Annotated in this window: 13 protein-coding genes and 3 tRNA genes; 12 read left to right on the top strand and 4 right to left on the bottom strand. The window is 72.7% G+C overall.

Features of this window, described 5'->3' with window-relative positions:
* Nucleotides 1-8: 8 nt before the first annotated feature.
* From H7X46_RS20915 to H7X46_RS20875, 9 genes are all read left to right on the top strand, one after another.
* Entirely contained in the window at nt 9-1,940 is a 1,932-nt protein-coding gene (locus H7X46_RS20915) for an acetolactate synthase large subunit (RefSeq protein ID WP_186361013.1), read from the top strand.
* Nucleotides 1,937-2,446 carry an acetolactate synthase small subunit gene (gene ilvN, locus H7X46_RS20910; RefSeq protein WP_186361012.1) on the top strand — a complete coding sequence of 170 codons (510 nt, stop codon included), beginning with the start codon at nt 1,937-1,939 and terminating at the stop codon, nt 2,444-2,446. Before H7X46_RS20915 ends, ilvN begins: the two co-directional genes overlap by 4 nt.
* 46 nt (nt 2,447-2,492) lie before the next feature.
* Nucleotides 2,493-3,497, top strand: coding sequence for a ketol-acid reductoisomerase (gene ilvC, locus H7X46_RS20905; RefSeq protein ID WP_186361011.1), 1,005 nt, complete (start codon nt 2,493-2,495; stop codon nt 3,495-3,497).
* A gap of 225 nt (nt 3,498-3,722) precedes the next feature.
* On the top strand, nt 3,723-5,333 hold the full coding sequence (gene serA, locus H7X46_RS20900; RefSeq protein WP_186361010.1) for a phosphoglycerate dehydrogenase: 1,611 nt from the start codon (nt 3,723-3,725) through the stop codon (nt 5,331-5,333).
* Between the two features lie 218 nt (nt 5,334-5,551).
* Nucleotides 5,552-6,595, top strand: coding sequence for a 3-isopropylmalate dehydrogenase (locus tag H7X46_RS20895; protein WP_186361009.1), 1,044 nt, complete (start codon nt 5,552-5,554; stop codon nt 6,593-6,595).
* Between the two features lie 47 nt (nt 6,596-6,642).
* Nucleotides 6,643-8,127 (top strand): glutamate--tRNA ligase, encoded by a 1,485-nt coding sequence (gene gltX, locus H7X46_RS20890; RefSeq protein WP_186361008.1) that lies wholly within the window; start codon nt 6,643-6,645, stop codon nt 8,125-8,127.
* Nucleotides 8,128-8,221: 94 nt separating this feature from the next.
* A tRNA-Gln gene (locus H7X46_RS20885) sits at nt 8,222-8,293 on the top strand.
* Nucleotides 8,294-8,361: 68 nt separating this feature from the next.
* Nucleotides 8,362-8,434 (top strand) — tRNA-Glu (locus tag H7X46_RS20880).
* A 45-nt stretch (nt 8,435-8,479) separates the two neighbouring features.
* Nucleotides 8,480-8,552, top strand: a tRNA-Glu gene (locus H7X46_RS20875).
* A 123-nt stretch (nt 8,553-8,675) separates the two neighbouring features.
* Here the strand turns inward: H7X46_RS20875 and H7X46_RS20870 are convergent.
* Nucleotides 8,676-10,517 (bottom strand): Hsp70 family protein, encoded by a 1,842-nt coding sequence (locus tag H7X46_RS20870; RefSeq protein WP_370588883.1) that lies wholly within the window; start codon nt 10,515-10,517, stop codon nt 8,676-8,678.
* A gap of 86 nt (nt 10,518-10,603) precedes the next feature.
* Complete coding sequence (locus H7X46_RS20865) at nt 10,604-11,308, bottom strand: IclR family transcriptional regulator (protein ID WP_186361007.1); 705 nt, start codon at nt 11,306-11,308, stop codon at nt 10,604-10,606.
* Nucleotides 11,309-11,378: 70 nt separating this feature from the next.
* On the opposite strand from H7X46_RS20865, the gene leuC reads away from it, so the two are divergent.
* The 3 genes from leuC to H7X46_RS20850 all read left to right on the top strand — a co-directional run bounded on the left by leuC (nt 11,379) and on the right by H7X46_RS20850 (nt 14,378).
* A complete protein-coding gene (leuC, locus tag H7X46_RS20860) occupies nt 11,379-12,806 on the top strand; it encodes a 3-isopropylmalate dehydratase large subunit (RefSeq protein ID WP_186361006.1) in 1,428 nt (475 codons plus the stop codon).
* Nucleotides 12,806-13,396 (top strand): 3-isopropylmalate dehydratase small subunit, encoded by a 591-nt coding sequence (leuD, locus tag H7X46_RS20855; protein ID WP_186361005.1) that lies wholly within the window; start codon nt 12,806-12,808, stop codon nt 13,394-13,396. The genes leuC and leuD overlap by 1 nt, the downstream gene beginning before the upstream one ends.
* A 139-nt stretch (nt 13,397-13,535) precedes the next feature.
* Nucleotides 13,536-14,378 carry an HU family DNA-binding protein gene (locus H7X46_RS20850; protein ID WP_186361004.1) on the top strand — a complete coding sequence of 281 codons (843 nt, stop codon included), beginning with the start codon at nt 13,536-13,538 and terminating at the stop codon, nt 14,376-14,378.
* Between the two features lie 432 nt (nt 14,379-14,810).
* On the opposite strand, the gene H7X46_RS20845 is transcribed toward H7X46_RS20850, so the two are convergent.
* Together H7X46_RS20845 and H7X46_RS20840 are read right to left on the bottom strand one after the other, a co-directional pair.
* Complete coding sequence (locus H7X46_RS20845) at nt 14,811-15,758, bottom strand: NUDIX hydrolase (RefSeq protein WP_186361003.1); 948 nt, start codon at nt 15,756-15,758, stop codon at nt 14,811-14,813.
* Nucleotides 15,758-18,025, bottom strand: a complete 2,268-nt coding sequence (locus tag H7X46_RS20840; RefSeq protein ID WP_186361002.1) for an RNA degradosome polyphosphate kinase — start codon at nt 18,023-18,025, stop codon at nt 15,758-15,760. Before H7X46_RS20840 ends, H7X46_RS20845 begins: the two co-directional genes overlap by 1 nt.
* Nucleotides 18,026-18,039: the final 14 nt, after the last annotated feature.

Here is an 18,039-nt window from a genome sequence, read left to right as displayed (position 1 = left end):
AGACCGAGATGACCACCGCCCCCTCCAAGTCCGGCTCGACCGGCCCGAAACCGGGCCCGCCCCCGGGCCGGGCCGCGGCGCCGCGGACCGAGTCCCCCCGCGGCGACGCGACCGTGCCGGGCCCGCGGATCGTCGACGAGCCCATGACGGGCGCCCAGTCCCTGGTGCGCTCGCTCGAGGAGATCGGCTGCGAGGTGGTCTTCGGGCTTCCCGGCGGCACCATCCTGCCGGCGTACGACCCGCTGCTGGACTCGACGAAGGTGCGGCACATCCTCGTCCGGCACGAGCAGGGCGCCGGGCACGCCGCCACCGGCTACGCGCAGGCCACCGGCAAGGTCGGGGTCTGCATGGCGACGTCCGGGCCGGGGGCCACGAACCTGGTCACCCCGATCGCGGACGCCCACATGGACTCGGTGCCGCTCGTGGCCATCACCGGCCAGCAGACCCGGGCGCTGATCGGCACCGACGCCTTCCAGGAAGCCGACATCACCGGCATCACCATGCCGGTGACCAAGCACAACGTGCTGGTGACCGACCCGGCGGAGATCCCGCGGGCGATCGCCGAGGCGTTCCACCTGGCGTCCACCGGCCGGCCCGGGCCGGTCCTGGTGGACATCCCGAAGGACGTGCTGCAGGAGCAGACCACGTTCTCCTGGCCCCCGGCACTGCAGCTGCCCGGCTACCGGCCGACGACCCGGCCGCACGGCAAGCAGATCCGGGAGGCCGCGCGGCTCATCCGCGAGTCCCGCAAGCCGGTGCTCTACGTCGGCGGCGGGGTGCTCAAGGCGGAGGCGGCCGCGGAGCTGCGGGAGCTGGCCGAGCTGACCGGTGCACCGGTCGTCACCACGCTGATGGCGCGCGGGGTGTTCCCGGACAGCCACCCGCAGCACCTGGGCATGCCCGGCATGCACGGGACGGTGGCGGCGGTCGCGGCGATGCAGCGCTCCGACCTGCTCGTCGCGCTCGGCTCCCGGTTCGACGACCGGGTCACCGGCAAGCTGGAGAGCTTCGCGCCGGACGCGAAGATCGTGCACGCCGACATCGACCCGGCGGAGATCTCCAAGAACCGGCGGGCGGACGTCCCGATCGTCGGTGACTGCAAGGAGGTCATCACCGAGCTGATCGAGGCGGTCCGGGCCGACCGGGCCGAGCAGGGCGCGCCGGACCTGTCGGCCTGGTGGAAGCAGGTCGGCGGGCTGCGCGACCGGTACCCGCTCGGCTACACCGAGCCGGCCGACGGCTCGCTGTCGCCGGAGTACGTCATCGAGCGGATCGGCGCCATCGCCGGCCCGGACGCGATCTACGCCGCCGGCGTCGGCCAGCACCAGATGTGGGCGGCACAGTTCGTCAAGTACGAGAAGCCGCGCACCTGGCTGAACTCCGGCGGCCTCGGCACGATGGGCTACGCGGTGCCGGCCGCGATGGGCGCCAAGGTCGGCGAGCCGGAGACCGTCGTCTGGTGCATCGACGGCGACGGCTGCTTCCAGATGACCAACCAGGAGCTGGCCACCTGCGCGATCGAGGGCATCCCGATCAAGGTCGCCGTGATCAACAACGGCAACCTGGGGATGGTCCGGCAGTGGCAGAACCTGTTCTACGGCGAGCGGTACTCCAACACCGACCTCAACACGCACAAGCTGCGCATCCCGGACTTCCCGATGCTGGCCGAGTCCATGGGCTGCGTGGGGCTGCGGGTCGAGTCCAAGGAGGACGTCGACCGGGTCATCCACCAGGCCATGGAGATCAACGACCGGCCGGTCGTGGTCGAGTTCGTGGTCGGTGCAGACGCCCAGGTGTGGCCGATGGTCGCCGCCGGCACCAGCAACGACGAGATCAAGGTGGCCCGGGACATCCGGCCCGAGTACGACGACGACGACCTGGCCGCGTCCGTGGAGGACGTCGCGAACGTCGCCGGGAAGGCCCTGGAGGGCGACAAGTGAGCGAGCTGCACACCCTCTCGGTCCTGGTCGAGGACAAGCCGGGTGTCCTGGCCCGGGTCGCCGGGCTGTTCTCCCGCCGCGGATTCAACATCAACTCGCTGGCGGTCGGGCCCACCGAGCACCCCGACGTCTCCCGCATGACGATCGTCGTCGAGGTCGACGAGCTCCCGATGGAGCAGGTCACCAAGCAGCTCAACAAGCTCATCAACGTGATCAAGATCGTCGAGCTGGAGCCGGGGACGTCGGTCCAGCGCGAGCTGCTGCTGGTCAAGGTCCGGGCCGACGCCACCGTGCGCAGCCAGGTGCTGGAGACGGTGCAGATGTTCCGGGCCAAGGTCGTCGACGTCTCCCCGGAGGCCGTCACGATCGAGGCCACCGGCACCGCGGACAAACTGAACGCCCTGCTGCGGATGCTCGAGCCGTACGGGATCCGCGAGATGGTCCAGTCGGGGATGGTCGCCGTCGGGCGCGGCCCCCGCTCCATCACCGCCGCGGCCGTCCGCTAGACAGACCTCGATACGCACACCCCCGAGAGGAACGAATCCTTCCGTCATGAGTGTCAACATCTACTACGACGCCGACGCCGACCTGTCGATCATCCAGGGCCGCAAGGTCGCCGTGATCGGCTACGGCTCCCAGGGGCACGCGCACTCGCTGTCCCTGCGTGACTCCGGGGTCGAGGTCAAGATCGGTCTGCCGGAGGGGTCCAAGTCCCGTCAGAAGGCTGCCGACGAGGGCCTCGAGGTCGTCACGCCGGCCGAGGCCTCCGCCTGGGCCGACCTGATCATGGTCCTCGCGCCGGACACCAAGCAGCGGGCGATCTACGAGCAGGACATCGCGCCGCACCTGAAGGCCGGCGACGCGCTGTTCTTCGGCCACGGCTTCAACATCCGCTACGAGCTGATCAAGCCGCCGGCCGACGTCGACGTCGCGATGGTCGCCCCGAAGGGCCCGGGCCACCTGGTCCGCCGCCAGTTCGTCGACGGCAAGGGCGTCCCGGCCCTGATCGCCGTCGAGCAGGACGCCACCGGCAACGCCAAGGCGCTCGCCCTCTCCTACGCGGCCGGGATCGGCGGCGCCCGCGCGGGCGTCATCGAGACCACCTTCAAGGAGGAGACCGAGACCGACCTGTTCGGCGAGCAGGCCGTGCTCTGCGGCGGTGCCGCGGCGCTGGTCCAGACCGGTTTCGAGGTGCTGACCGAGGCGGGCTACGCCCCCGAGATCGCCTACTTCGAGTGCCTGCACGAGCTCAAGCTGATCGTCGACCTCATGTACGAGGGCGGCATTGCCAACGAGCGTTTCTCGATCTCCGACACCGCCGAGTACGGCGACCTCACCCGCGGCCCGCGGGTGATCACCCCCGAGGTGAAGGAGAACATGAAGGCCATCCTCGCCGAGGTCCAGGACGGGACCTTCGCCCGCGAGTGGGTCGCCGAGGACGAGGCCGGCCGGCCGAACTTCACCAAGCTGCAGCAGCAGGGCCAGGACCACCCGATCGAGCAGGTCGGCGAGAAGCTGCGCGGTCTGATGAGCTGGGTCGGCGAGAAGGCCAAGTAGGAAGATGAGCTCGCGGGCCGGACGGCCCGCGGACGTCTGACCCGGGCGCACCCACTCGGGCAGGCACACGTGGAACCCCCGCACCGGCACACCGGGCGGGGGTTTCCCGTGTAACGGGGCATCGGCCGACGCCGACGCCTCCGCCGACCGACCGGCTGGCTCTAGGATGGAGCCAGTCCCGACCCCGTACGACCACCACCCGAGCCCCGGGAGCACGTTCACACCGTGAGCACAGTCGCCACCCCCCTTCGTCCCGTCGTCCTGCTCGCCGAGAAGCTCGCGCCGTCCGCGGTGGAGCAGCTGGGCGACGGCGTCGAGATCCGCCACGTCGACGGCACCGACCGGCAGGCGCTGCTGACGGAGATCGCCGACGCCGACGCGCTGCTGGTGCGTTCCGCGACCCAGGTGGACGCCGAGGTGTTCGCCGCCGCCACCCGGCTGAAGGTCGTCGCCCGGGCCGGTGTCGGCCTGGACAACGTCGACGTCCCGGCCGCGACCGCCCGCGGCGTGATGGTGGTCAACGCGCCGACCTCGAACATCGTCTCCGCCGCCGAGCACGCGATCGCCCTGCTGCTGGCGGCCGCCCGGCGCATCCCGGCCGCGGACGCGTCGCTGCGCCAGGGCCAGTGGAAGCGGTCGGCGTACGGCGGCGTGGAGCTGAACGGCAAGACCGCCGGCATCGTCGGCCTCGGCAAGATCGGGCAGCTGGTCGCGCAGCGGCTGGCCGCGTTCGGCATGAAGCTGGTCGCCTACGACCCGTACATCGCGCCCTCCCGCGCCGCCCAGCTCGGCATCGAGCTGGTCGAGCTCGAGCAGCTGCTGCGGACCGCCGACATGATCACGGTCCACCTGCCGAAGTCGCCCGAGACCGTCGGCCTGATCGGCAAGGACCAGCTCGCGCTCACCAAGCCGGGCGTCCTGATCGTGAACGCGGCCCGTGGCGGCCTGATCGACGAGGTCGCGCTCGCGGAGGCCGTCCGGTCCGGGCACGTGGCCGGCGCCGGGATCGACGTCTACGTCACCGAGCCGACCACCGCCAGCCCGCTGTTCGAGCTGGAGAACGTCGTCGTCACCCCGCACCTGGGGGCCTCCACCGCCGAGGCGCAGGACCGGGCCGGGACGGACGTCGCACGGTCGGTGCAGCTGGCGCTGGCCGGCGAGTTCGTGCCGGACGCGGTCAACGTGCAGGCCCACGGCGCGGTCGGCGAGGAGGTCCGGCCGTGGCTGCCACTGGTGCAGAAGCTGGGCACCACGCTGCACGCCGTCGCGGGGCGCACCCCGAGCTCGGTCACCGTCGACGTGGCGGGCGAGCTGGCAGGCGAGGACGTGTCGGTGCTGTCGCTGGCCGCCCTGCGCGGGGTGTTCACCCACGTCGTCGAGGACCAGGTGACGTTCGTCAACGTGCCCCAGCTCGCCGAGGAGCGCGGGGTCTCGGTCGACCTGACGACCACCCCGGAGAGCGCGAACCACCGCAGCGTCGTGCAGCTGCGCGGCGCCATGCCGGACGGTGAGTCGATCACCGTCTCCGGCACGCTGACCGGCCGGGCCGAGGTGCAGAAGCTCGTCGAGATCAACGGCCGGCACTTCGACCTGCGGGCCGAGGGCGAGGTCATGCTCCTGGAGTACGCCGACCGTCCGGGTGTCATGGGCCGGGTCGGCTCGCTGCTCGGCGAGGCGGCGGTGAACATCGAGGCCGCGCAGATCTCGCAGACCACCGACGGCACCGATGCGATCATGCTGCTGCGGGTGGACCGGCGCATCGACCCGGCGGTGCTGGAGCCGATCGGGGCGTCGGTCGGGGCGCGGACGGTCCGGCTGATCTCGTTCGACGGCTGAGCCATCGGACCCGGCGGCCCCCGAACGGGTGGCGGCCGACCGGCCGGGGGAACCCGGCGCCCGGACGCCGGACCCGTCCGGCCTGGGTACGGCGGCGCGCCGACCGGGTGAGGCGCAGCTCTCACCCGGTCGAGTACGCCCCACCAGGTGGCCAGCCGATGACCCTGCGTCGGCAGGCGGTAGCGTGCGGTCTTGCAGTACGACGAGAGGACGAGGTCATGCGCCTTGCGGTCATCCCTGGTGACGGCATCGGCCCGGAAGTGATCACTGAGGCACTCAAGGTCCTCGGTGAGGTCGCGGGCGACGTGGAGACGACGGAGTACGACCTCGGCGCCTCCCGCTGGCACTCCACGGGAGAGCTGCTCCCCGAGTCGGTGCTGACCGAGATCAAGCAGCACGACGCGATCCTGCTGGGAGCGGTCGGTGACCCGTCGGTGCCCAGCGGCATCCTGGAGCGCGGCCTGCTGCTGCGGCTGCGCTTCGAGCTGGACCATCACGTGAACCTCCGCCCGGCCCGGCTGTACCCGGGCGTGCGCGGCCCGCTGGCCGGCAACCCGGAGATCGACATGGTGGTGGTCCGCGAGGGCACCGAGGGGCCGTACGTCGGCACCGGCGGCCTGCTCCGCAAGGACACCCCGCACGAGATCGCGACCGAGGTCAGCCAGAACACCGCGTTCGGCATCGAGCGGGTCGTGCGCGACGCGTTCGCCCGCGCCCAGCGGCGCCCGCGCAAGCACCTGACCCTGGTGCACAAGACCAACGTGCTGAGCTACGCCGGCGCGCTGTGGTCGCGGATCGTGGAGGAGGTGTCGCTGGAGTACCCCGAGGTGTCGGTGGCCTACCAGCACGTCGACTCGACCACGATCCACATGGTCACCGACCCGGGTCGCTACGACGTGATCGTCACCGACAACCTGTTCGGCGACATCCTCACCGACCTCGCGGCCGCGGTGACCGGCGGCATCGGGCTCGCCGCCAGCGGCAACCTCGACGCGAGCCGGACCAACCCGTCGATGTTCGAGCCGGTGCACGGCTCGGCGCCGGACATCGCGGGCCAGGGGATCGCGGACCCGACGGCCGCGGTGCTGTCCGTGGCGCTGATGCTCGACCACCTGGGCCACCGCGACTCGGCCCGCCGGATCGAGGCGGCGGTCGCGTTCGACCTCGCCACCCGGGACCACTCGGCGACCGGGAACACGTCGTCGATCGGGGACCGGCTGGCCGCGCTGGTGTCCTCGCACGAGGCGCCCGTGAGTGGTTAGCAGGGCCAGAGCCCTCACAACCACTCACGAGTCCGAAGGACCACCTCATGAGTACTCCTGCCCAGGTCCGGGTCCGGTTCTCGCCGTCCCCGACCGGAATCCCGCACGTCGGCCTCATCCGCACCGCCCTGTTCAACTGGGCGCACGCCCGCCACCACGGGGGCACCATGGTGTTCCGCATCGAGGACACCGACGCCCAGCGGGACTCCGCCGAGTCGTACGAGGCCCTGCTCGACGCGCTGAACTGGCTCGGCCTGGACTGGGACGAGGGCGTGGTCAAGGGCGGCCCGCACGGCCCGTACCGGCAGAGCGAGCGCGGCGAGCTCTACGCCGACGCGCTGCGCCGGCTGATCGACGGCGGCGAGGTGTACGAGTCGTTCTCCTCCGCCGAGGAGATCGAGGCCCGGCACCGCGCCGCCGGCCGCGACCCCAAGCTGGGCTACGACAACGCCGACCGCGACCTCACCGAGGACCAGCGGGCCGCGTTCCGGGCCGAGGGGCGCACGCCCGTCTACCGGCTGCGGATGCCCGACCGGGACATCACGTTCACCGACCTGGTCCGCGGGGAGGTCACCTTCCGCGCCGGCCAGGTGCCGGACTTCGTGCTGGCCCGCGGCGACGGCACCCCGCTGTACCCGCTGACCAACCCGGTCGACGACGCCCTGATGGAGATCACGCACGTGCTGCGCGGCGAGGACCTGCTGGCCTCGACGCCGCGGCAGATCGCGCTGCTCGAGGCGCTGGAGCGGGTCGGCATCGGCCACGGGCCCTTCACCTACGCGCACCTGCCGCTGGTGACCGGCGAGGGCAGCCGCAAGCTCTCCAAGCGGGACCCGCAGTCGAACCTGTTCCACTACCGGGACCGCGGGTTCGTGCCGGAGGGGCTGCTCAACTACCTGGCCCTGCTCGGCTGGTCGATCGCCGAGGACCGCGACGTGTTCACGCTCGACGAGATGGTGGCGGCGTTCGACGTCTCCCGGGTGTCGGGCAACGCCGCCAGGTTCGACCTCAAGAAGGCCGAGGCGATCAACGCGGCGCACCTGCGGCTGCTGGCGCCGGAGGACTTCGCGGCGCGGATCGTGCCCTACCTGGAGGCGGAGGGCGTCGCCGTCGGGCCGGAGGAGGAGAAGCTGCTCGCCGCGGCCGCACCGCTGGTCCAGGAGCGCAGCCAGGTGCTCTCCGACGCCGCCCGGATGCTGGCGTTCCTGTTCCGCGACGAGGACACCTTCGCCCCCGACGAGGACGCCGCCGCGAAGAACCTGAACGCCGACGCGGAGCCGGTCCTCACCGCCGCCGTGGCCGGGCTGAGCGAGCTCACCTCGTGGGACGCGGCCGCCATCGAGGAGTCGCTCAAGGCTTCGCTGGTGGACGGCCTGGGCCTCAAGCCACGGAAGGCGTTCGCCCCCGTGCGGGTCGCGATCAGCGGCCGGACCGTGTCGCCCCCGCTGTACGAGAGCATGGAGCTGCTGGGACGGGAGCGCTCGCTCGCCCGCCTGGGGGCCGGTGTCAGGCGCTCTCAGGGCATGGGTTAGAGTACTGGCATCACGGAGATCGGGGCGCGGCCCGCACGCAGTGACCAGACACTGAGTGTGATCAGATACTGAGCGGCTGAGCCCCGATTTTCGGTGGGGTATGGTGTAATTGGCAGCACGACTGATTCTGGTTCAGTTAGTCTAGGTTCGAGTCCTGGTACCCCAGCGGAAACCGCCTCCCGGTTCATCCAGTTCCGCGGATCCCGGTTTCTGACATCGACATCATCTCGTCTCGGCCCCGTCGTCTAGCGGCCTAGGACGCCGCCCTCTCAAGGCGGTAGCGCGGGTTCAAATCCCGTCGGGGCTACTACGCGAGATGTCGCGCACACGACAGATGAATATCGATGTCCCTGGTCCCGTCGTCTAGCGGCCTAGGACGCCGCCCTCTCAAGGCGGTAGCGCGGGTTCAAATCCCGTCGGGACTACCGGAAACGAAGGCCCCCGCTCTCCGGAGCGGGGGCCTTCGTCGTGCGTGGGAGTCGCGCCCGGGCACGCCGGGAACACGGGTTCGGTGCCGTCCGCTGCAGGGTCCGGCACCGATCGGAGGATCACCGCTGTTCGGGAGGAACTGGCTGGATGCTGACGTCGCCGGTCGTGGACGTCGACGTCGGGGTCGGCTGCGGGGTGGTCGGCGGCGGGTTGGACGAGGTGACCGGCGGGGGCGCCGGCGTCGTCACCGGCGGAGGCGGCGGGGGCGCCGGTGCCGGGGTGTCGGACGTCGTCCGCGGCGTGCTGGTCCGCTCCCGGGTCGGCTCCGGTTGCTCCACCGGCTCCTGCTCCTCCGTCGGGGGCGGCGGCGCCACGGTCGTCGTCGGCATCGCCGGCAGCTCGGGGGTCGCGTTGCTCACGTTCCGGTCCTGCGGCCAGAAGAACACCGCGCCCAGCACGGCCACCGCGGCGACGGCCCCACCGGCCCCGATCAGCATGCCGGGGGACCGGCGCGCCAGTGACGGCTCGGGGGAGACGGCCGTGTCCCCGTCGGCGTCGTCGTAGGGGTCGGTGTAGCCGTCGCCGTACAGGGCGGTCGCCGGTTCCGTCCCGCCGTACGCCGGGACGACCGGGACGGGCTGGGTCGGCGGGTCGGCGTCCGCGCCGGTCAGGTGCGCGGTCGGCCCCTCGTCGTACGCCGCCGGTGCGGCGGCGCCGGGCTCCTCCCACGGCAGCGGACCCGGGTCGGGGGCCAGCACGGTCCCGCCGCCCGCGGCGGCCGCGCCGAGCGCGGTCGCCGGCAGGGCGGTCCCGGTGCCGGACGGTGCCGCCGTCACCGGGTCGACCGGGCCCAGCGCCAGGACGGCGCCCTTGCCGATGGCGTTCTTCGGGTCGGCGTCGACCTGCACCGGGCGTTCCAGCTCGGACGACACCAGCTGCGCCACCAGGGGGATCCGCGACGAGCCGCCGACCAGGAGCACGACCGACGGGCCGGACGCGGCCAGCCCGGCCGACGCGATCGCCCGCTGCAGCGCCTCCACCGACTCCTCCAGCCGGGGCCGGATACGGTCCTCGAGGTCGCTGCGGTGCAGGCGCACCGTCGTCCGCACCTCGCCCAGCCACACCGGGATGGACACCTCGGTGTCGGCGGACAGCGCCTCCTTGGCCTCGCGGCACTCGCGCCGCAGCCGGGCCATCTGGGCGAGGACGTCCGGGTCGGCCTCGTCGAGCCCCTCGAACGCCTGCGGCACCGCGTCGCGCACGTGGTCGACGACGGCCTGGTCGAAGTCCGCGCCCCCCAGCTGCTCGACGCCGTCGGGCCGGCCGAGCAGCGTGAACAGCGTCCCGCCGACCACCGTGCCACCGGTGTCGGTCGTGCCGGCGGCCTCCTTGCGGACGACCGCGGCGTCGAACGTCCCACCGCCGAGGTCGTAGACGGCGACGGTCGCGCCGGGTTCGACCCGCTCGTTCGTCGCGTAGTGCAGCGCCGCGGCCTGCGGCTCGGTGAGGAAGGTGACGGCCAGCCCGCGCTCGGCGAGCGCGTCGGCGAACAGGTCGCACTTGTGCGAGCCCCACGACGCGGGATGGGACACCGCCACCCGCTCCGGCGGGCCGCCCTCGACCCGGGAGACGATGTCGACGACGTGCTCGGTGAGCAGCGCGGACAGCTGCTCGGCGGTGAACGAGTGCTCGCCGAGCGGGATCGGGGTCGGGTCGCCGATGCGCCGCTTGAACTCGCGCGCGACGCGGTCCGGTTCGGTCAGCGCGCGCCGCTCGGCCGCGTCGCCGAACAACAGCGAGCCGTCGGCGGCGACGTACACGACGGACGGGACGTCCACCGAGTGGTCGCCGAGGGTGACCATCTCGGGGCCGGACGTGCCGGAGCGCAGGACGGCGGCCGCCGTCCTGGTCGTGCCGACGTCGATGCCCAGCAGGTAACCCGCCGATGTGCTGGTCTGCACTGTCTCCCCGGAATGCACTCCACCGTCGCCACGGGTCCGGCCCGGTGCCGGACCCCCACACGGTAGTGGAGGTGTGATCCCGGACCTCAGGCGAGGCGGTGGTGCAGGGCGTCGGCCGCGGCGAGCAGATCGGCCGCCCACCGCACGCCGGGGCGGCGCCCGATCCGGTCGACCGGCCCGGACACCGACACCGCGGCGACGACCTGGCCGGTGCCGTCCCGGACCGGCGCGGACACCGAGGCGACCCCGGCCTCCCGCTCGGCCACGCTCTGGGCCCAGCCGCGCCGGCGGACGTCGATCAGCACCCGCTCGGAGAAGGTGGCGTCGGCGAGGATGAGCCGCTGGGTCGCCGGGTCGCACCAGGCGGCGAGCACCTTGGCGCCGGACCCGGCCGTCATCGGCAGCCGCGAGCCGACGGGCACCGTGTCCCGCAGCCCGGACGGGGGCTCGGCGTGCGCGATGCAGATCCGGTGGACGCCGTCGCGCCGGTAGAGCTGGACGCTCTCGCCGGTGATGTCGCGCAGCCGGGGCAGGACGCCGGCCGCGGCGTCGAGCAGCGGGTCCGGGCGGCCTCCGGCGAGCTGGCCGAGCGTGGGGCCGGGGTGCCAGCGGCCGTCGGGGGTGCGCAGCAGCATGCCGTGTGCCTCGAGGCCGACGGCCAGCCGGTGCGCGGTCGCGCGGGGCAGGCCGGTGCGCTCACAGAGCTCGGCCAGCCCACAGGGCCCCTCCGCCGTCGCACGGAGCACCCCCACCGCCTTGTCGAGCACGCCGATCCCGCTAGACTGTCCCACGTTCCGATACTAACTTTCCAATATCTGGGAAGTCCACCACGTTGTGACCCACGCGAGAGAAGGAGGCGGCGTGAGCGAAGCGACGACGCCGCGGACGCTGGCCGAGAAGGTCTGGGACCGGCACCTGGTCCGCCGGGGCTCCGGTGACGAGCCGGACCTGCTCTACATCGACCTGCACCTGGTGCACGAGGTCACGAGCCCGCAGGCGTTCGACGGGCTCCGGCTCGCCGGCCGGAAGGTCCGCCGGCCGGACCTGACCCTCGCCACCGAGGACCACAACGTCCCGACCCTCGACGTCCTCGCCCCGATCGCCGACGAGGTCTCCCGGACCCAGGTCGAGACGCTGCGCCGCAACTGCGCCGAGTTCGGCGTGCGGCTGTACCCGATGAACGACCCCGAGCAGGGGATCGTGCACGTCGTCGGCCCGCAGCTGGGCCTGACCCAGCCGGGCACCACGGTGGTCTGCGGCGACTCGCACACCTCGACGCACGGTGCATTCGGCGCGATGGCGTTCGGCATCGGCACCTCCGAGGTCGAGCACGTGCTGGCCACCCAGACGCTGCCGCTCAAGCCGTTCCGGACGATGGCGATCAACGTCAACTCCTCGGACGGCACCCTGCGCCCCGGGGTGACCAGCAAGGACGTCATCCTCGCGGTCATCGCGAAGATCGGTACCGGTGGCGGCCAGGGCCACGTGCTGGAGTACCGGGGCAACGTCATCGAGAACCTCTCGATGGAGGCCCGGATGACGATCTGCAACATGTCGATCGAGGCGGGCGCCCGGGCCGGGATGATCGCCCCCGACGAGACGACGTTCGCCTACCTGAAGGGCCGCGACCACGCGCCGTCCGGTGCGGACTGGGACGACGCCGTCGCCGACTGGCGCTCGCTGCGGACCGACGAGGGTGCCGAGTTCGACAAGGTCGTCGACATCGACGCCGACGAGCTGACGCCGTTCGTCACCTGGGGCACCAACCCCGGCCAGGGCCTGCCGCTGGGCGAGCGCGTGCCGGACCCCTCGACGATCGTCGACGAGGGCGAGCGGGCCTCGGTCGAGAAGGCGCTGGACTACATGGGGCTGACCGGTGGCACCCCGCTGCGCGAGGTCGCGGTGGACGCGGTGTTCGTCGGCTCCTGCACCAACGGCCGGATCGAGGACCTGCGCGCGGTCGCGGAGATCCTGGACGGGCGCTCGCTCGCGGAGGGCGTCCGGATGCTGGTCGTGCCCGGCTCGATGCGGGTCCGCTTCCAGGCCGAGGAGGAGGGCCTCGACAAGGTCTTCACCGCGGCCGGCGCGGAGTGGCGCTCGGCCGGGTGCTCGATGTGCCTGGGCATGAACCCGGACCAGCTCGCCCCCGGTGAGCGGTGCGCGTCGACGTCGAACCGGAACTTCGAGGGGCGGCAGGGCAAGGGCGGCCGTACGCACCTGGTGTCGCCGCTGGTGGCCGCGGCCACCGCCGTCCGCGGAACGCTGAGCAGCCCGGAGGACCTGGACTGATGGACAAGTTCGAGACCCACACCGGGATCGGCGTGCCCCTGCGCTGGTCCAACGTAGACACCGACCAGATCATCCCGGCCGTGTACCTGAAGCGGGTCACGCGGACCGGCTTCGAGGACGGCCTGTTCTCCGCGTGGCGGCAGGACCCGTCGTTCGTGCTGAACAACGAGCCGTACGACCGCGGGTCCGTGCTCGTCGCCGGGCCGGACTTCGGCACCGGGTCGTCGCGCGAGCACGCCGTCTGGGCCCTGATGGACTACGGCTTCCGGGTCGTGATCTCGTCGCGGTTCGCGGACATCTTCCGCGGCAACTCGGCGAAGGCCGGTCTGGTTGCCGCGCAGGTCGAGCAGCCGGACGTCGAGCTGCTCTGGAAGAAGCTCGAGAACGAGCCGGGCACCGAGGTGACCGTCGACCTCGTCGAGAAGACGGTCCAGGCGGGAGACCTGACCGTCTCGTTCGAGATCGACGACTACGCCCGGTGGCGGCTGCTGGAGGGCCTGGACGACATCGGGCTCACGCTGCGCCACGAGGACGCGATCACGGCGTTCGAGGGAGCCCGCCCCGCGCGGATGCCGCGCACCACGGTCTGAGGTCGCTCCGGGTGGTCGTCCCGCCGGATCGGCCGGTGGCGCGACCACCCGGATGGACCTGCCCGACCGGGGGGTATGCGTCCTGGACTTCCGGCGGGATCTGGTGCAGGGCAGGGCCGCAGCCCTACCGTTCGTGACCATGAACAAGGCTCAGCTCGTCGATGCGCTGACCACCCGGCTCGGTGACCGTCGTGCTGCGGCGGCCGCCGTGGACGCGATGGTCGAGGTGATCGTGGACACGGTCGGCTCGGGCGGCTCGGTCACGCTGACCGGGTTCGGGGTCTTCGAGCCGCGCCGTCGGGCGCCGCGGACCGCGCGGAATCCCCGCACCGGCGAGACCGTCCCGGTCGCCGAGACGGTGGTGCCGTCGTTCCGGCCGGGGGCTGCGTTCAAGGAGCGGGTGGCCGGTAGCGAGGCCGCCGCGGAGGGGGCGACGAGCGCGCCCCGCCGGGCCCCGCGCGACACCTCCGGATCCGCCCCGGCGAGCACCCGCCGGTCCCGTTCCGACGCGTCGGCGAGCGTGTCGGCCAAGGGGGGCAAGGGAACCACCGCGACGAGCCGCGCGGCGCGGGGGACTTCCGCGAAGGGGACGAGCGCGAAGGGCGCCGCGGCGAAGGGGACGAGCGCGAAGGGTGCCGCGGCGAAGGGGACGAGCGCGAAGGGTGCCGCGGCGAAGGGCACGAGCGCGAAGGGGACCGCCGCGAAGGGCGCCACCGCGAAGGACGGCGCGGCGAAGGGAGCCACCGCGAGGACGGCTGCGGCGGAGGGCACCGCCACGAAGGGGACCGCGTCGTCGAACTCCTCCGGTAAGGCTGCGGCCGCGAAGGGCGGGACCCGGCAGCGCGCCGCGAAGCCGGCGGGCACCAGCCGCACGACGGCCACCAAGAAGACGATCCCACCCGACACCAGCGCTCCCGGCGCGACCGAGTCGTCCGCGGCGAAGAAACCCGCCCCGCGGAAGAGGGCGACCGCCGAGAAGTAGCTGTCCCGCCGCGGCGAGCGCGGACTGGCCCGGTCGCCCCGCCGACAGACGAGACGCGCGTCCGGCCTGGCCCGGCGATGACCTGCCGCTCGGCCTCGGGCGCGCGATCTTCGAGACGCACTTTGGCGCCCGTCGCGGGGGAAGATCGTGCTGGTCGATCGGCACGGGGTGCTCGCGGTGCGCGTTGTGGCCGTGGCGGAGGCGGGACCGTGCTGATCGACCGACGTGTGGCATGTCGAGACGCACGTTGGCGCCCTTCTCGGGGCGGTTTCGTGATGATCGACGGGCGCGGGGTGCTCGAGGCGCGCGTTCTGGCCGTACCCCGGGCGCCATCGTGATGATCGACAGCCGAGGGCGCGTCCGAACCCTGGCGCCCCTCCCGGGTCGGCTTCGTGCTGATCGATCCCGGTGCGGCCCCACCCGGACTCGCCGTCAGGCGGGCGGGCGGCGGTAGTAGTCGGCGAAGAGCAGGGTTTCGCCGGCGTCGAACCCCAGGACCCACGTGCTCGCCTTGTGCGACGGCACGCCGGCGTGGTCCGTGCCGGACCCGGTGAGCAGGTCCTCGACGACGTCCGGGATCACCCCGCCCTGGCTGCAGATCAGCGTCACCCCGGGCTGCGCCGCCAGCTCCCGGAACCGGGCACGGCCGGCGCCCGGGTCGACCCAGTACCCGCGCTCCCCGAGCCGCGGCTCCGCGACCGGGGCCGGGAGGCCGAGCTTCTCGGCGAGCGGCGCGATGGTCTGCGCGCACCGCAGCGGTGGTGCCCTGTACAGCCGGTCCGGCCCGAACCGCGGCAGGAAGTCGGCGAGCCGGTCGGCCTGGCTGAACCCGGTCCCGGACAGCGGGCGCAGGTCGTCGTCGCCGTCCCAGTCGTCGCGGCTGCCGGCCTTGGCGTGCCGGACGAACACCACGGTCGCCGTCGGCACCCCCACGGTCGCGAGCCGCGTGATCAGGGAGCGGTCGTGCTCGTAGCTGACCATGTCACCGGCGAGCCGGACCGGCACCCAGCGCAGCGCGTCGACCTCGTCGCTCGGGACGAACCCGTCGTCGTGCACGACCTCGGCCGCCCAGTAGTGCACGACCTTGCGGCCCTTGCCGGTCACCTCGTAGGTGGTGTGCCCCAGCCGCCCGCCGAGCCGGCAGTGCAGCTGGGTCTCCTCGGCGGTCTCGCGCAGCGCGGCCAGGGTCAGCGGCTCGCCCGGGTCCTGGTGTCCCTTGGGGAGCGACCAGTCGTGGTAGCGCGGGCGGTGCACGAGCGCGACCTCGACCGACCCGTCCGCGGTACGCCGGTAGGGCAGCGTCCCGGCGGCCACGACGTCGGCGAGACCGGCAGGGTCGACCTCTGCGCCGTCGGTGCGCAGCGGGGACAGCACGCGCATCAGTCCTCGTCCGTCCCGCGGCGGGAGTTCATCATCTCGATCTGGTGGTCGCGAACCCGGACGTTGTCGCCCCCGGTAGCGGGCGACGGCGTCCACGAGCCGTCCGGCCCGAGCGTCCAGCACCGGGTGGCGGGGTCGAGGCAGGAGTCGAACATCTCCCCGAGCTGGTCGGCGAGCTTCGGGTCGGCCACCCGCAGCATCGCCTCGACCCGGCGGTCCAGGTTGCGGTGCATCATGTCCGCGCTGCCGATCCAGTACTCGTCGGCCGAGCCGAAGTGCAGCACCCGGGAGTGCTCGAGGAACGGGCCGAGGATCGAGCGCACCGTGATGTTCTCCGACAGGCCCTCGCGCCCGGGGATGATCGCGCAGATCCCGCGGACGACGATGTCGACCGGCACACCGGCCCGGGACGCGCGGTAGCAGGCGTCGATCACGGCCTCGTCGACCATCGAGTTCACCTTGATCCGGACCCGGGCGCCGGGCTCCCCGGCCCGGTGCGCCTCGATCTCGTCCTCGATCCGCCGGACGATGCCGCGCCGGATCCCGTACGGCGCGACGAGCAGGCTCCGGTACGACGTCTGGCGCGAGTAGCCGGTCAGCGAGTTGAACAGATCCGTGAGGTCGGCCCCGATCGTCGGGTCGGCGGTGAGCACCCCGACGTCCTCGTAGAGCCGGGCCGTCTTCGGGTTGTAGTTGCCGGTGCCGATGTGGCAGTACCGGCGGATCTCCGACCCTTCCTGGCGCACGACCAGGCAGGTCTTGCAGTGCGTCTTGAGCCCCACCAGGCCGTACACGACGTGCACGCCCGCCTTCTCCAGCTGGCGGGCCCAGCGGATGTTGGCCTGCTCGTCGAACCGCGCCTTGATCTCGACCAGCGCGACGACCTGCTTGCCGGCCTCGGCGGCGTCGATCAGCGCGTTGACGATCGGGGAGTCACCGGAGGTCCGGTACAGCGTCTGCTTGATCGCCAGCACGTTCGGGTCGGCGGCGGCCTGCTCGATGAACCGCTGGACGCTGGTGGAGAACGAGTCGTACGGGTGGTGCACCAGCACGTCGCCCTCGCGCAGCGTCGCGAACACGCTGCGCGGGGTCTCCCGCTCGGCGAACGCCGGGTGCGTGGCCGGGCGGAACGGGTCGTCCTTCAGGTCCGGCCGGTTGACGCCGTGCACCTGCCACAGCCCGGTGAGGTCCAGCAGGCCGGGAACGGTGACGACGTCGTTGGGGTCGACGTCGAGCTCCCGCAGCAGCAGCTCCAGCACGTGCTCGGACATGGTGTCGAGCACCTCGAGCCGCACCGGCGGGCCGAACCGCCGCCGGGCGAGCTCCCGTTCCAGTGCCTGCAGGAGGTCCTCGTCACGGTCCTCCTCGACCTCCAGGTCCGCGTTGCGGGTGACCCGGAACGGGTGGACCTCGGCGACCTCCATGCCGGTGAACAGGTCACCGAGGTGCGCGGCGATGAGGTCCTCGATGGGCAGGAACGTCACGTGCCGGCTCCCGGCCCGGGCGTCGGAGTCGGGCGGGTCGACCGTCACCAGCCGCGGCACGTTGTTCGGGACCTTCACCCGGGCGAACCGCTCGGTGCGGCCCTCCGGGTCGCGCACCGTCACCGCGAGGTTGAGCGACAGCCCGGAGATGTACGGGAACGGGTGCGCCGGGTCGACCGCGAGCGGGGTCAGCACCGGGAAGACGTGCTCGGAGAAGTAGTCGGACAGCCGCAGCCGCTCGGCGTCGGTGAGGTCGTCCCAGGCGCGGATGTGCACGCCGGCGGCGTCCAGCTCGGGGCGCAGCTCGTCCATGAAGACCTCGGCGTGCGCCCGGGACAGCGCCCGCGAGCGTTCCGCGATCCGGGCCAGCTGCTGGCGCGGGGTGAGCCCGTCGGCGCTGCGGACGGACAGGCCGGTCTCGTCGCGCCGCTTCAGCCCGGCCACCCGGACCATGTAGAACTCGTCCAGGTTGGACGCGAAGATCGCCAGGAACTTGGCGCGCTCGAGCAGCGGCTGGCTGGAGTCCTCGGCGAGCGCCAGCACCCGCGCGTTGAAGTCCAGCCAGGACAGCTCGCGGTTGAGGTAGCGGTCGTCGGGCAGGACGTCCTGCACGGCCGTCGGCGCGGTCGCGCCCGCGGGCGGCGCGATCGGGGCGGCCCCGAGGTTCGGCGGCGGTGTGGTCGGTGCGGCGGGCGGCGCGGGCGGGCCGGCCTGGGCCTGCTGGACCGGGATCTCGGCCGCCGGCGCCTTCTGCTCGGTGACGGCGCGTCCGGCGGTGTGCACCCGGCGGGAGGCGG

Origin of the sequence: Pseudonocardia sp. C8, assembly GCF_014267175.1 — a bacterium.
Classification (GTDB): Bacteria; Actinomycetota; Actinomycetes; order Mycobacteriales; family Pseudonocardiaceae; genus Pseudonocardia.
Note: the sequence above shows the minus strand (reverse complement) of the source record. Positions and strands in the feature narration are given on the sequence as shown.